The 14560-nt window shown below is 66.5% G+C and carries 13 protein-coding genes; 12 read left to right on the top strand and 1 reads right to left on the bottom strand.

The genetic code is table 11. From position 1 onward, the window contains the following. Positions 1-48 precede the first annotated feature (48 nt). From FHR94_RS03550 to FHR94_RS03495, 12 genes are all read left to right on the top strand, one after another. Positions 49-1320: an ABC transporter substrate-binding protein gene (locus tag FHR94_RS03550; RefSeq protein WP_183324250.1), complete on the top strand. Its 1272-nt coding sequence runs from the start codon at positions 49-51 to the stop codon at positions 1318-1320. A gap of 15 nt (positions 1321-1335) precedes the next feature. Then, entirely contained in the window at positions 1336-2322 is a 987-nt protein-coding gene (locus FHR94_RS03545) for a carbohydrate ABC transporter permease (protein ID WP_183324249.1), read from the top strand. Next, on the top strand, positions 2319-3161 hold the full coding sequence (locus FHR94_RS03540) for a carbohydrate ABC transporter permease (RefSeq protein WP_183324248.1): 843 nt from the start codon (positions 2319-2321) through the stop codon (positions 3159-3161). Before FHR94_RS03545 ends, FHR94_RS03540 begins: the two co-directional genes overlap by 4 nt. Before the next feature lie 29 nt (positions 3162-3190). Beyond that, on the top strand, positions 3191-4813 hold the full coding sequence (locus FHR94_RS03535) for an alpha-glucosidase (protein ID WP_183324247.1): 1623 nt from the start codon (positions 3191-3193) through the stop codon (positions 4811-4813). 46 nt (positions 4814-4859) lie between these two features. Then, positions 4860-5966, top strand: coding sequence for an ABC transporter ATP-binding protein (locus FHR94_RS03530; RefSeq protein ID WP_183324246.1), 1107 nt, complete (start codon positions 4860-4862; stop codon positions 5964-5966). 83 nt (positions 5967-6049) lie between these two features. Beyond that, complete coding sequence (locus FHR94_RS03525) at positions 6050-7723, top strand: alpha-amylase family glycosyl hydrolase (protein ID WP_183324245.1); 1674 nt, start codon at positions 6050-6052, stop codon at positions 7721-7723. Positions 7724-7823: 100 nt separating this feature from the next. Next, positions 7824-9107 (top strand): ABC transporter substrate-binding protein, encoded by a 1284-nt coding sequence (locus FHR94_RS03520; RefSeq protein WP_183324244.1) that lies wholly within the window; start codon positions 7824-7826, stop codon positions 9105-9107. Between the two features lie 74 nt (positions 9108-9181). Beyond that, positions 9182-10828 carry an alpha-amylase family glycosyl hydrolase gene (locus FHR94_RS03515; RefSeq protein WP_183324243.1) on the top strand — a complete coding sequence of 549 codons (1647 nt, stop codon included), beginning with the start codon at positions 9182-9184 and terminating at the stop codon, positions 10826-10828. A gap of 146 nt (positions 10829-10974) precedes the next feature. After that, positions 10975-12024: a substrate-binding domain-containing protein gene (locus FHR94_RS03510; protein WP_183324242.1), complete on the top strand. Its 1050-nt coding sequence runs from the start codon at positions 10975-10977 to the stop codon at positions 12022-12024. Between the two features lie 71 nt (positions 12025-12095). Beyond that, positions 12096-12461, top strand: coding sequence for a DOPA 4,5-dioxygenase family protein (locus tag FHR94_RS03505; protein ID WP_183324241.1), 366 nt, complete (start codon positions 12096-12098; stop codon positions 12459-12461). Between the two features lie 20 nt (positions 12462-12481). Further along, positions 12482-12955, top strand: coding sequence for a CreA family protein (locus FHR94_RS03500; protein ID WP_183324240.1), 474 nt, complete (start codon positions 12482-12484; stop codon positions 12953-12955). Positions 12956-13052: 97 nt separating this feature from the next. Beyond that, positions 13053-13292: a hypothetical protein gene (locus FHR94_RS03495; protein WP_183324239.1), complete on the top strand. Its 240-nt coding sequence runs from the start codon at positions 13053-13055 to the stop codon at positions 13290-13292. A 108-nt stretch (positions 13293-13400) separates the two neighbouring features. Here FHR94_RS03495 and adhP read toward each other — a convergent pair whose 3' ends face one another. After that, entirely contained in the window at positions 13401-14426 is a 1026-nt protein-coding gene (gene adhP / locus FHR94_RS03490) for an alcohol dehydrogenase AdhP (protein ID WP_183324238.1), read from the bottom strand. Positions 14427-14560 lie beyond the last annotated feature (134 nt).

The raw sequence follows: 14560 nt of genomic DNA, 5'->3' as shown, positions 1-14560 counted from the left end.
GCCCAGAGCCCAGGCCCAAGACAACAACGATCGACGAGGAGCCTATCCATGCACAACAAGACCCTGCTCGCCTCCGCCCTCGCCCTGGCCGGTGCCGCAAGCGCCGCCGGCCCGGCCCTGGCTACCGAGCTGACCATCTCCTGTGGCGCCGTGGGCGCCGAGCTGACGCTGTGCCAGCAGGGCGTCGAGGCCTGGGAGGAGAAGACCGGCCACCAGGTGGAGATCGTCTCCACCCCCAACTCCTCCACCGAGCGCCTGTCGCTGTACCAGCAGATCCTCTCCGCCCAGTCCAGCGACATCGACGTGATGCAGATCGACGTGGTCTGGCCGGGGCTGCTCGCCAATCACCTGCTCGATCTCGACGAGACGCTCGGCGAGGACGCCGCTGCGGGGCACTTCGAGACCATCGTCGCCAACAACACCGTCGATGAGCGCCTGGTGGCGATGCCCTGGTTCACCGACGCCGGGGTGCTCTACTACCGCCAGGACCTGCTCGAGCAGCACGGCTTCGAGGCCCCCGAGACCTGGCAGGAGATGACCGACATTGCCACCGAGATCCAGGCCGCCGAGCGCGAGGCCGGCAACGACAAGATGTGGGGCTATGTCTTCCAGGGTCGCGCCTACGAGGGCCTGACCTGCAATGCCCTGGAGTGGGTGGCGAGCCACGGCGGCGGCACCCTGGTCGACGCCGAGGGCGAGATCACCATCGACAACGAGCGCGCCGCCGCGGCGCTGGACCTGGCCGCCACCTGGATCGGCGGGATCTCGCCGAACGGCGTGCTCAACTACACCGAGGAAGAGGCCCGCGGCATCTTCCAGTCCGGCAACGCCGTGTTCATGCGCAACTGGCCCTATGCCTGGTCCCTGGCCCAGAGCGAAGACAGCGACGTGCGCGGCAAGGTCGGCGTGGTCAAGCTGCCCCATGGTCCTGAAGGCGACAGTGCGGCGACGCTGGGCGGCTGGAACCTGGCGGTATCCAAGTACACCCAGCACCCCGAGCTCGCCGCCAACCTGGTGGCCTTTTTGACCAGCGAGGCCGAACAGAAGCGTCGCGCCATCGAGGGCGCCTACAACCCCACCCTCACCGCGCTCTACCAGGACGAGGAGGTCCTCGAGGCCGTGCCCTTCTTCGGCACCCTCTACACCACCTTCACCAACGCCGTGGCCCGCCCCTCCGCCCCCACCGGCGATAACTACGGTCGGGTCAGCAACGGCTTCTTCAACGCCGTGCACAACGTGTTGTCCGGCAACCTGAGCGGTGCCGAGGCCGTGTCCCAGCTGGACAGCGAGCTTGCGCGCATCAAGCGTCGTCGCTGGTAAACCAGGAGGTCTCCCATGTCGACTCCCGCAACCGATCCCACTCCCCAGGCGGTGCACGCTGCCGTGCCCTCTCCCCAGACGGGCTACCGTGGCACCAAGGTGCGCCGCCAACGGGTCCGTGCCGCCTGGACCTTCCTCGCCCCGATGCTGGTCGCGCTGGCGCTGGTGGCCGGCTGGCCGCTGCTGCGCACCTTCTACTTCAGTCTCACCGATGCTTCGCTGTCGGACACCGCCGGCGCGGCGCTGATCGGCTTCGAGAACTACCTGGTCTATGACGACGGCGCCTGGTATGGCCTGCTGACCGATACGGTGTGGTGGAACTCGGTCTGGAACACCGTCTACTTCAGTGTGGTGTCGGTGTCGCTGGAGGTAGTCTTCGGCATCATCGTCGCCCTGCTGCTCAACGCCGAATTCAAGGGCCGCATGCTGGTCCGCGCCGCCGTGCTGATCCCCTGGGCCATCCCCACCATCGTCTCCGCCAAGATGTGGGCCTGGATGCTCAATGATCAGTTCGGGATCATCAACCATATGCTGATGGCCCTGGGGCTGATCGATGCCCCTCTGGCCTGGACCGCCGATGCCGACCTGTCCATGTGGGCGGTGATCATGGTCGATGTATGGAAGACCATTCCCTTCGTCGCCCTGCTGGTGCTGGCCGCCCTGCAGATGTTGCCCAAGGACTGCTACGAGGCCGCCGAGGTCGACGGTATCCACCCGGTCAAGGTGTTCTTCCGCGTCACCCTGCCGCTGATCACCCCGGCGCTGCTGGTGGCGGTGATCTTCCGCCTGCTCGACGCCCTGCGCGTGTTCGACGTCATCTATGTACTGACCTCCAACTCCACCAGCACCATGACCATGTCGATCTACGCCCGCCAGCAACTCGTCGAGTTCCAGGACGTGGGCTACGGCAGCGCCGCCTCGACGATGCTGTTCCTGATCATCGCCCTCGCCGTCGTCATCTACCTCTACCTGGGCCGCCGTCAACTGGGAGTGGATCAATGAACCAGTATCAGCTGATAAAGCTCGCCAAGCGGGTCGGGCTCTACGCTCTGATCGCCGTGGTGATGGTCTACGCCATCTTCCCCTTCTACTACGCCGTGATCACCTCGCTGAAGCCGTCGAGTGAGCTGTTCCGCGTCGATTTCTGGCTGTCGTCGCTGGACTTCGGCAACTACGTGCAGATCTTCACCCAGAAGAGCTTCGTGCGCGCGATCTTCAACTCCATTCTCATCTCGTTCTCGGTGGTGATCATCGCCCTGCTGCTGGGCATCACCGCTTCCTATGCCTTGGGCCGGGTGCGCTTCCGCGGCCGCACCACGGTGATGCTGACGATCCTCGGTGTCTCCATGTTCCCGCAGGTGGCGGTGCTCTCCGGGCTGTTCGAGGTGATCCGCGCGCTCAACCTCTACAACAACCCGGGTGGGCTGATCCTCAGTTACACCATCTTCACCCTGCCCTTCACCGTCTGGGTGCTGACCACCTTCATGCGTCAGCTGCCCATGGAACTCGAGGAGGCGGCGATCATGGACGGCGCCACCCCCTGGGTGACCATCACCAAGGTATTCCTGCCGCTGATGTGGCCGGCCATGGCAACCACCGGGCTGCTGGCCTTCATCGCCGCCTGGAACGAGTTCCTATTCGCCCTGACCTTCACCCTCACCGACGACCAGCGCACCGTGCCGGTGGCGATCGCCCTGATCTCCGGCGGCAGCCAGCACGAACTGCCCTGGGGGCCGATCATGGCCGCCTCGGTCACCGTCACCGTGCCCTTGGTGGTGCTGGTGATGATCTTCCAGCGGCGCATCGTCTCCGGCCTCACCGCCGGCGCAGTGAAAGGATAAATCGTCTCATGACTTTCGTGGAAACTCAGATGCAAGATAACCTGACCTGGTGGCGTGGTGGCGTCATCTACCAGATCTACCCACGCAGCTTCATGGACGCCAACGGCGACGGCATCGGCGATCTCGCGGGCATCACCGACAAGCTCGACTACGTGGCGAGCCTCGGCGTCGACGGCATCTGGCTGTCGCCGTTCTTCACCTCACCGATGCTCGACTTCGGCTATGACGTCAGCGACTACCGCGACGTCGACCCGATGTTCGGCACCCTCGACGACTTCAAGGCCCTGCTGGCCCGTGCCCACGAGCTGGGCCTCAAGGTGATGATCGACCAGGTGATCAGCCACACCGCGGAGGCGCACCCCTGGTTCCAGGAGAGCCGTGCCGACCGCACCAACGCCAAGGCCGACTGGTTCGTGTGGGCCGACCCCAAGCCCGACGGCACGCCGCCCAACAACTGGCTGTCGATCTTCGGCGGTTCGGCCTGGACCTTCGACTCCCGGCGCCGCCAGTACTACCTGCACAACTTCCTGACCAGCCAGCCGGACCTCAACTTCCACAACCCGCAGGTCAGGAAGGCCCAGCTGGACAACATGCGCTTCTGGCTGGAACTGGGCGTCGACGGCTTCCGCCTGGACACCGTCAACTTCTACTTCCACGACCCGGAACTTCGCGACAACCCGCCGGTACCCAAGGGCGAGGCCAAGACCCTGGGCGCGCCGGACGCCAACCCCTACACCTGGCAGCGCCACGTCTATGACCTGAGCCGCCCGGAGAACCTCGACTTCCTTCGCGAGCTGCGTGCGCTGATGGACGAGTTCCCCGGCACCACCACGGTGGGCGAGATCGGCGACGACGAACCGCTGGCGCGCATGGCCGAATACACCGCCGGCGGCGACAAGCTGCACATGGCCTATGGCTTCGATCTGCTCAACGACCCGCACTCCCCGGCCTATATCCGCAAGGTGATCGAACGCTTCCAGCGCCTAGCCGGCGATGCCTGGCCGTGCTGGGCGCTGTCCAACCACGACGTGGTGAGAAGTGCCACCCGCTGGGGAGCCGGCGAGGACCCGGTGGCCTATCCCAAGGTGGCCCTGGCAATGGTGCTGTCGCTGCGCGGCAGCGTCTGCCTCTACCAGGGCGAGGAGTTGGGCCTGCCCGAGGCCGAGGTACCCTTCGAGCGCCTCCAGGACCCCTACGGCAAGGTGCTGTGGCCGGAGTTCAAGGGCCGTGATGGCTGCCGTACGCCGATGCCCTGGACCGATGCGCCCCAGGGCGGCTTCACCGCCGAGAACGTGGAGCCTTGGCTGCCGGTCGACCAGCGCCAGCTGCCGCTGGCCGTGGCGCGCCAGCAGGACCAGGCCGACTCGGTGCTCAACGCCACCCGCCGCCTGCTGGCCTTCCGCCGGACGCATCCGGCGCTGATCGACGGCGAGCTTTCGCTGGTTGACGTCGGCGAGGACCTGCTCGGCTTTATCCGCGAGAAGAGCGAGGAGAAGCTCCTCTGTGTGTTCAACCTCGGCGACGATACGCGCAGCACCGCCTTGCCGCAGGCCGGCATCCCGCTCCAGGGCCATGGCTTTGAGGCCTCGCTCGACGGCGACACCCTGACGTTGCCGGCCTACCAGGCCGCCTACCTCAAGCTCGACAGTTAACCCCCTACAAGAATGCCGGCCCGAGAGGCCGGCAAGGAGTCGCAAGATGGCAAGCGTGACCCTGGAAAAGATCAACAAGGTCTTCGGCCATACCCATATCATCAAGGACGTCGACCTCAAGGTCGGCGATGGCGAGTTCGTGGTCTTCGTCGGCCCCTCGGGCTGCGGCAAGTCGACCCTGCTGCGCCTGATCGCCGGCCTGGAGTCGATCACCGGCGGCGAGCTGAAGATCGCCGATGGCGTGGTCAACGACCTGCCGCCCCGTGAGCGCGGCGTGGGCATGGTATTCCAGTCCTACGCCCTCTATCCGCACATGTCGGTCTACGAGAATATGGCCTTCGGTCTCAAGCTGGCCAAGATGGCCAACGAGACGGTGGATGACCGGGTCATGGCCACCGCCCGCATCCTGCAGCTCGAGGACCTGCTGCACCGCAAGCCCAAGGAGCTCTCCGGCGGCCAGCGCCAGCGGGTGGCGATGGGTCGGGCCATGGCCCGGGAGCCACGCATCCTGCTGTTCGACGAGCCGCTTTCCAACCTGGATGCCTCGCTGCGGGTGCAGATGCGCAACGAGATTGCCCGCCTGCACCATCGCCTGGGCTCGACCATGATCTACGTTACCCACGACCAGGTCGAGGCCATGACGCTGGCCGACAAGATCGTGGTACTGCGCGAAGGCCGCATCGAGCAGGTCGGCAGCCCCCAGACCCTCTATCAACAGCCGGCCACCAAGTTCGTCGCCGGCTTTATTGGCTCGCCGACCATGAACTTCATGCCGGCCGAATTGCTCGGCAGCGATGACAAGGGATGCAAGGTCAAGGCGCCGGGGCTAGGCGAACTGGCCCTGCCCCAGGATGCCAGCGGCGAAACCCGCGGCGCCGTCCTGACCCTGGGCGTGCGTCCCGAGCACCTGCGTCTGGCTGAGGCCGAAGGCGAGAACAGCTTCGAGATCGTCAACGTTGAGTACCTGGGCAACGAGGTCTACGTCTATCTCGAGCCCAAGGCTGGCGACACCCTGTTGATCCATCGCAGCGAGGCGCCCAGCCGCTGGGACATCGGCCAGCGGGTGGCGCTGGTCCCCGACCTCGAGCACGTGCACCTGTTCGATACCCATGACCGGGCCTTGGACCTTATCAAGCGTCGCCAGGCCGCCTGATTCCGTCGTCACGGCCATTTCCTGGTCCATGCCAGCATGCATCACCACAACGAGAGCCTTGGCTCCCGTTCCAGGAGACGCGTATGACGCTTACCCGACTTCAACATGACGACCAACTGGACTGGTGGCGTGGCGCGGTGATCTACCAGGTCTATCCGCGCAGCTTCCAGGACACCGACGGCGACGGCATCGGCGACCTGCAGGGCGTGATCGACCGCCTCGACTACATCGCCTCATTGAATGTCGATGCCATCTGGCTGTCACCCTTCTTCACTTCGCCGATGAAGGACTTCGGCTACGACGTCAGCGACTACCGCGGCGTCGACCCGATGTTCGGCACCCTCGAGGACTTCGACCGCCTGGTGGAAGCCGCCCATGCCCGCGGCCTCAAGGTCACCATCGACCAGGTGCTCTCGCACTCCTCCGATCAACACCCCTGGTTCGCCGAGAGCCGGTCGAGCCGCGATAACCCCAAGGCCGACTGGTACGTGTGGGCCGACCCCAGGCCCGACGGCGCCCCGCCCACCAACTGGCAGGCGATCTTCGGCGGGTCTGCCTGGCAATGGGATACCCGCCGCTGCCAGTACTACCTGCACAACTTCCTGGTCGAGCAGCCGGACCTCAACTTCCGTAACCCCGAGGTGGTCGAGGCAATCCTCGGCGAAGTGCGCTTCTGGCTGGAGCGCGGTGTCGACGGCTTCCGCCTGGATGCGGTCAACTTCTGCACCCACGGCGAGCTGAAGGACAATCCGCCTCGGGAGGAGATCGCCGAAGGCTTTATCGGGGTGCGCCCGGACAACCCCTACGGCTATCAACAGCATATTTATGACAAGACCCAGCCGGAGAACCTGTTCTTCCTCGAGCGGCTGCGGGCGCTGCTCGACGAATACCCCGGCACCACCAGCGTCGGCGAGGTCGGCGACGACGACTCGCTGGGGGTGATGGCCGCCTACACCCAGGGCGGCAACCGCCTGCACATGGCCTACTCCTTCAACCTCTTGACCGACAATGCCGATCCCCGGCACCTGCTTGAAACGCTGGAGGAGATGGAAGCGCGAATCGGCGACGGCTGGCCCTGCTGGGCGCTGGGCAACCACGACATCACCCGCCTGGCCACCCGCTGGGGCGCCGAGGGCCATGCGGCCAGGCTGCGCCTCTACCTGGCCTTCCTGCTCACCCAGCGCGGCAGCGTCTGCCTCTACCAGGGCGAGGAGTTGGGCCTGACCGAGGCCGAGCTTGCCTTCGAACAGCTGGTCGACCCCGCCGGCATCACCTTCTGGCCGAGCTACAAGGGCCGCGACGGCTGCCGCTCCCCCATGCCCTGGCAGGCCGACGCCCCCCACGGTGGCTTCTCCCGGGCCACCCCCTGGCTGCCGGTGCCCGACGACCATCGGGGCCTGGCCGTGGACCGGCAGGACGGCGATCCCGACTCGCTGCTCAACGCCACCCGCGACTTCCTGGCCTTCCGCCGTCGGCATCCGGCGCTGGTCAAGGGCGAGATCCGCTACCACCCGCTGCGCGACGAGGTCATGTGTCTCGAGCGCTACCACCGGGGTGAACGGCTGCTGGTGGCACTGAACTTCAGTGAGACGCCCCGCGAACTGGGCGCACCCCGGGACGTCCGCGCCCTCGACGATGCCCCGGCGATGGTCAACGGCACCTGGCAGACAGGCCGATTTCAGCTTCCACCCTGGGGGATCGCCATCGCCCACTGTCCGGATAATAGCCAGCCGGGGCATGCGATCTGGCATCCCTGATCCCAAGCCTCGGCCAGCGAGGCAAGCGGGGGATCACCCGCCTTGGTGCCCCCCGCGCTCCATAACGACAACAGCAACGACAACATCAGGAGTCCACTCCATGATCCTCGACAACGCCAAGCAGCAACACCGCGCTCTGATCGGCTCCTTGATCCTGGGCGGCTCGGCTCTGGCTACCCAGAACGCCATGGCGGCGGAGATCACCATCGCCTGTGGACCCGGCGATGCCGCCGACTACTGCCCGGTGCTTGTCGAGCGCTGGGCCGAGGAGACCGGCCACGAGGTGGATATCGTCTCCACCCCCAACGACGCCACCGAGAAGCTATCGCTCTATCAGCAGCTGCTGGGCAGCCAGTCCAGCGACGTCGACGTGATCATGATCGACATCGTCTGGCCGGGCCTGCTCGCCAACCACCTGGTGGATCTCTCCGCCTACCTGCCCGAGGACGCCACCGAGGGCTTCTTCCCGACGCTAGTCGACAACAACACCGTCGACGGCAAGCTGGTGGCCATGCCCTGGTTCACCGATGCCGGTCTGCTCTACTACCGCCGGGACCTGCTGGAAAAATATGGCCACGAGGTACCGGAGACCTGGCAGGAACTCACCGAGACCGCCCGCGAGGTGCAGGCCGCCGAGCGCGCGGCGGGCAACGACGACTTCTGGGGATTCAGCTTCCAGGGCCGCGCCTACGAGGGGCTGACCACCAACGCGCTGGAGTGGGTGGCCAGCCACGGCGGCGGTACCATCGTCGACGATGAAGGCAATGTCACCATCAACAACGAGCGTGCCGCCGCCGCCCTGGACCTGGCCGCCAGTTGGATCGACGACATCTCCCCCGAGGGCACCCTCAACCACACCGAAGAAGAGACCCGCGGCATCTTCCAGTCCGGCAACGCGCTCTTCCTGCGCAACTGGCCCTACGTCTGGGCGCTGGCCAACGGCGAGGACAGCGAGGTGGCCGGCAAGGTCGGCATGGCCCCGCTGCCCCACGGCCCGAAGGGCGACTCGGTGGCCACCCTGGGGGGCTGGAACTGGGCCGTGTCGCGCTACTCCGAGCACCCGGAGATCGCCGCCGACCTGGTCGCCTACCTGACCGCCCCCGAGCAACAGAAGGCCCACGCCATCGAGGTGGGCATGAACCCCACCATCGAGGCACTCTACGAGGACGAGGAGGTGCTGGCCAGCAACCCCTCCATGGGCGAGCTCTACGAGACCCTGACCAACGGCGTGCCGCGCCCCGCCACGGTGACCGGCAGCGACTACCCGCGGGTCTCCAACGCCTTCTTCAACCGCGTCCACTCGGTGCTCTCCGGCGACCTCGACGGAGCCAGCGCCGTGCAGCAACTCCAGGGCGAGCTGCGCCGGCTCAGCCGCCGCTGGTAATCCCGCCCCGGCATCCACTCGACCATCACGACGCTCGGAGGGCCACCAGGCCCTCCGCCATTTGCGAGGCCTTCATGACCCTGTCCCAGCAACGCCCGAACGACCGCATCGACTGGTGGCGCGGCGCCGTCATCTATCAGATCTACCCGCGCAGCTTTATGGACGCCAACGGCGACGGCATCGGTGACCTGCCCGGCATCACCTCACAGCTCGAGCATGTGGCGAGCCTCGGCGTCGACGCCATCTGGCTGTCGCCCTTCTTCACCTCGCCGATGGACGACTTCGGCTACGACGTCGCCGACTATCGGGACGTCGACCCCATGTTCGGCACCCTCGACGACGTCCGCGCCCTGGTCGACCGCGCCCACGCCCTGGGCCTGCGGGTGATCATCGACCAGGTGCTGTCGCACAGCTCCGACCGGCATGCCTGGTTCCAGGAGAGCCGCCAGGACCTCACCAATCCCAAGGCCGACTGGTACGTCTGGGCCGACCCCAGGCCCGACGGCACGCCGCCCAACAACTGGATGGCGGCCTTCGGCGGTCGCGCCTGGACCTTCGACGCCCGGCGCCGCCAGTACTACCTGCACAACTTCCTGGAAAGCCAGCCGGACCTCAACTTCCACCACCCCGACGTCCAGCAGGCGCAGCTCGACAACCTGCGCTTCTGGCTGGAACTCGGCGTCGACGGCTTCCGCTTCGACGTGGTCAATTACTACTTCCACGACCGCGAGCTCACCGACAACCCGCCGATGCCCTGCGAGCGGATCCAGCCCGGCAACCCCCAGAGCTACCAGCTCCAGCGCCACAACATCGAGCAGCCCGAGAACCTGGCCTATCTGGAGCGCATCCGCGCCTTGCTCGACGAGTACCCGGGCTCCACCACCGTGGGCGAGATCGCCGGCAACGATCCGCTGCCGACCATGGCCGCCTACACCCAGGGCGACATCCGCCTGCACATGGCCTACACCTTCGACCTGCTGGACTCCACCGGTGATGCTCGCGAGCTTCACGGCGTGCTGGCACGCTTCGCCGAACTTGGCGACGACACCTGGCCCTGCTGGGCGCTGTCCAACCACGATGTCGTGCGCAGCGCCACCAGTTGGGGCGAGGATCGCGCCCTGCTGGCGCTGACCGTGCTCTGCGCGCTGCGCGGCAGCCTGTGCCTCTACCAGGGCGAGGAGCTCGGCCTGCCCGAGGCCGAGCTGGCCTTTGAAGACCTGCGGGACCCGTTCGGCATCAACCTGTGGCCGGAGGTCAAGGGCCGCGACGGCTGCCGCACGCCGATGGCCTGGGACGCGACCGCCAACGGCGGCTTCTGTGCCGAGGACGTCACGCCTTGGCTGCCGGTCGACGCGCGCCATCGGCCACTGGCGGTGGCACGCCAGGAGGCCGACCCCGACAGCCTGCTGGCCCGGGTCCGCGAGCTGCTCCGGCTGCGCGGCGCGAGCGAGGTGCTGCGCCAGGGCGACCAGCAATTGATCGCCCCCAGCGAACTGCCCAAGGACGTCTTCGGTGTGATCCGCAGCCACGGCGAACGGCGCCTGCTGTGCCTGGCCCACCTGGGTCGCGGCGAGGCGCCGGTCACGATCGCCCCCGATGCCCTGGTGGACGGTATCGAGGGATGGAGCAGCCTCGCGCTACCCGGCATGCCGGCTCCCGCCATGGAGGGCCGCGCCTTGACACTGGCGCCGGGCAGTGCCATCTGGCTGCAACTGGGCTAAGGCCAGGGTGGGCAAGGATGCTTCCTCGCTATCCTGGGGCGTCCTTGCCCACGCTGGCTAGGCACTGCGACCATTCGCGGCTACGATAGAAGACTAACTAAATCGATACAGAACCGTCCCCCTACCCTCGAGAGTCGAGTCATCACGTGTCTTCGCCGCGCCGCATCACCTTGAAGGAACTGGCTGCCGAGCTCGGCGTCTCCACCGCCAGCGTCTCCAATGCCTTCAATCGCCCCGACCAGCTCTCGCCCCGGCTGCGAGAGCGCATCCTCAGCGAGGCCAGACGCCTTGGATACCAGGGCCCGGATGCCAAGGCCCGTAGCCTGCGCACCGGCCGCTCGCAGATCGTCGCCGTGATCCTCGCCGAAAGCCTGACCTACAGCCTTAACGATGCCGTGGCCAGCGAGCTGCTGTCCGGGATCGCCGAGGTACTCGACGCCCACGGCCACACCCTGCTGCTGCTGTCGGGCCGGCAGACGCCCGCCAAGGTGCCGGGCTCGGCGAGCATCGCCGATGGCTTCATCGTCTACGGCCTGATGCCGAGCCTGCGGCTATTTGCCGACCTGCCCTCCCAGCGTCCCCTGGTGGCGGTAGACTTCGATATCGAGGACCATGCCAGCGTCCATGTGGACAACGAACCGGCGGCCTACGCCATCGCCCGCCATGCCTTGGCCACGCCCCCGGCTCGCCCAGCCGTGATCAACCTGCGCCTCACCGAACAGCCCTGCAACGGGCGCATCACCTCCGAGCATGCCTTGTTGTCGGCGAGCCGGACCATCACCCGTGCCCGCCTCGACGGCTTCCAACACGCCTTCGTCGAGGCCGGCATCGCCCCGGAAGCGGTACCGATGTGGAACATCGAGGAAAACACGCACGAGGTCTGCACCCCGGTGATCGCCGAGATCCTCGACCTGCCCGACGACGAGCGCCCCGACCTGCTGCTGTGCATGTCCGACCGCATCGCCCTCACCGCCCTGACCCTGGCCGAGCAGCGCGGCCTGTGCATCCCTGAGGACCTGCGCATCACCGGCTTCGATGGCATCGCCGAGGGCCAGTACCGGGCGCCTCGGTTGACCACCGTACGCCAGGACAGCACCGAGAAGGGTCGCATCGCCGCGCGCATGGTCCTCGGACTGGACCCCACCGAGCCTCGACAGCTCTCCACCGCGCTGATCATCGGTGACAGCTGCCCATGACCGGCCCGGCGGCATGGCCAAGGGGATTGGCATAGAATGGCCCCATCGACGACGGCTTCCGGGAGACCGACATGCCTGATATTCCCCATGGCGATCCCAGCACCATCCGCTACTACCACGCCCACCTCTATTACGCGGACGCGGCGGGGCTGGCCGAGGCCCGCCGGGTGGCCGAGGCCGCCGCCGCGCGCTTCGAGCTCAAGGTGGGCCGCTTCCACGAACGGCCGGTGGGTCCCCACCCCCTGTGGAGCTGCCAGCTTTCCTTCGCCGCCGACCGGTTCGGCGAGATCGTGCCCTGGCTCGCCCTCAATCGTGGCGAACTGGACGTGTTCGTGCATGTCGGCACCGGTGACGACCTGTTCGATCACACCCAGGGCGCGATGTGGCTGGGCCACTCCCATGCCCTGAACCTCGACGCCTTTTCCGACGCCACCTGACGCCGCAAGGACTCCGCCATATGCGCTTCCGCTTCTGTGTTGGCCTGACGGCCCTGCTCGTGCTCACCGGCTGCAACGACAACGAGGTCGGCGATGTCTCGCTGGGCCTGTTCACCACCAAGGACATCAAGATCGAGAGCCTGACCGACCCGGTGGTCACCGGGGTGACCTGCCATTTGAGCAATGTCGAGGCCGACCTCGACCTGGCCGATCCCTCCGACATGAGTCTGGCCTGCCGCCAGACCGGTTCTATCAGCGCCGCCATGCTCAGCGACATCGACCGCTCCAAGGAGGGCGAGCTGCTCTATCGCAAGTCGAAGAGCGTGCTGTTCAAGAGCCTCAAGATCCGCCGTATCTACGATGCCGACAGCCAGAGCCTGCTCTATCTGGCCTACAGCACAAAGGAGACCCGCGGCAGCTTCAAACATGCCCTGAGCAGCGTACCGCTATGGGGAACCGAGGCTTGGCGGGAGGCGGGAAGCGACGAGCAGTGATCCCGGGACACGGGAGCACGAAGCGCGGTACGGGAGACGAGGCCGGTCTCTACTACACTGGGGGGCGACCATCCCTCATGCGTATCGAGGAGGCCCCATGAGCCAGCGATTCATCGAGGTCATCACCCACTATCCCACCACCGAGGAAGAGTACGTCCTGCTGCTGCATATCGACCAGATCGCGCAGATTCGTCCCGAGAAGGAAGCGGAGAACGAGCCGCGTCACGAGCCGGTGGCCGTGGTCACCATGACCAACGGCGAGATGCTGATCCTCAAGAACAGCTTCCAGAGCGTAATCCAGCGACTCGACGACGTGAAGATGGTGCTGCGGCCGTGAGGTTCGCCTGGGCGCCGTGGCGCCCGGGTGAGCCAGCCGACAACACGCCCCCACAGAAAGATCGGGGCGCGACTCACACCGCGCCCCGTCTCGCCTGACTGACCTTGATCAGGTCATGTCGAGCACCACGCGCCCTTCGATCTTGCCATCGATCATGCGCTGGAAGACATCGTTGATGTTCTCCAGCGAGTCGCTTTCCACCGTGGCCTTGACCTTGCCTTCACCGGCGAAGTCCAGTGCCTCCTGCAGGTCGTTTCGCGTACCCACGATGGAACCGCGCACCGTGATGCCGTTGAGCACGGTGTCGAAGATCGGCAGCGGGAAATCCCCCGGCGGCAGACCGTTGAGCACCAGGGTACCGCCGCGACGTAGCATGCGCTGTCCCTGATCGAACGCTTGGGGCGAGACCGCGGTGACCAGCACCCCATGGGCCCCACCCATCTGCTGCTTGAGATAGCTCGCCGGGTCGGTCTTCAGGGCATTGACGGTGACCGTGGCGCCGAGACGTTCGGCCAGCGCCAGCTTGCCATCGTCGATGTCCACCGCCGCCACGTTGAGCCCCATGGCCCTGGCGTACTGCACCGCCATATGGCCCAGGCCCCCGATGCCCGAGATCACCACCCACTGCCCCGGGCGAGTGTCGGTCATCTTCAGCCCCTTGTAGACGGTCACCCCGGCACACAGCACCGGCGCAATCTCGAGGAAGTCGACATTGTCGGGCAGCCGGCCCACGTAGCCGGCATCGGCCAGGGTGTAGTCGGCGAAGCCGCCGTTGACCGAATAGCCGGTGTTCTGCTGCGACTCGCACAGGGTCTCCCAGCCCCCCAGGCAATGCTCGCAAAGGCCGCAAGACGAGTAGAGCCAGGGCACCCCGACCCGATCGCCCTCCTTGAGATGGGAGACCCCCTCGCCGATGGCGACGATGTGGCCGACACCCTCGTGACCGGGGATAAAGGGCGGCTCGGGCTTGACGGGCCAGTCGCCGTGGGCCGCGTGCAGGTCGGTATGACAGACGCCGGAAGCGGCGACCTTGACCAGGATCTCACCCCGTCGGGGACGGGGAGTCTCCACTTCCTCGATGGTCAGGGGCTCACCGAACTTGCGCACCACGGCGGCTTTCATTGTATTGTCCATGATCTATCTCCTGAAGGTATGGCACTCGTTACCCGTCACAGGCACGAGCGGGATCGCCCGGGGGTCGGGAGGTGGTATTCACCTTCTTGTGATGGAGCGCGCCGCCCGGCAGGACCGTGCCGGACGGCAAGCAG

This window comes from Halomonas cerina, from assembly GCF_014192215.1.
In the GTDB taxonomy this organism is placed as follows: Bacteria; Pseudomonadota; Gammaproteobacteria; order Pseudomonadales; family Halomonadaceae; genus Halomonas; species Halomonas cerina.
Note: the sequence above shows the minus strand (reverse complement) of the source record. Positions and strands in the feature narration are given on the sequence as shown.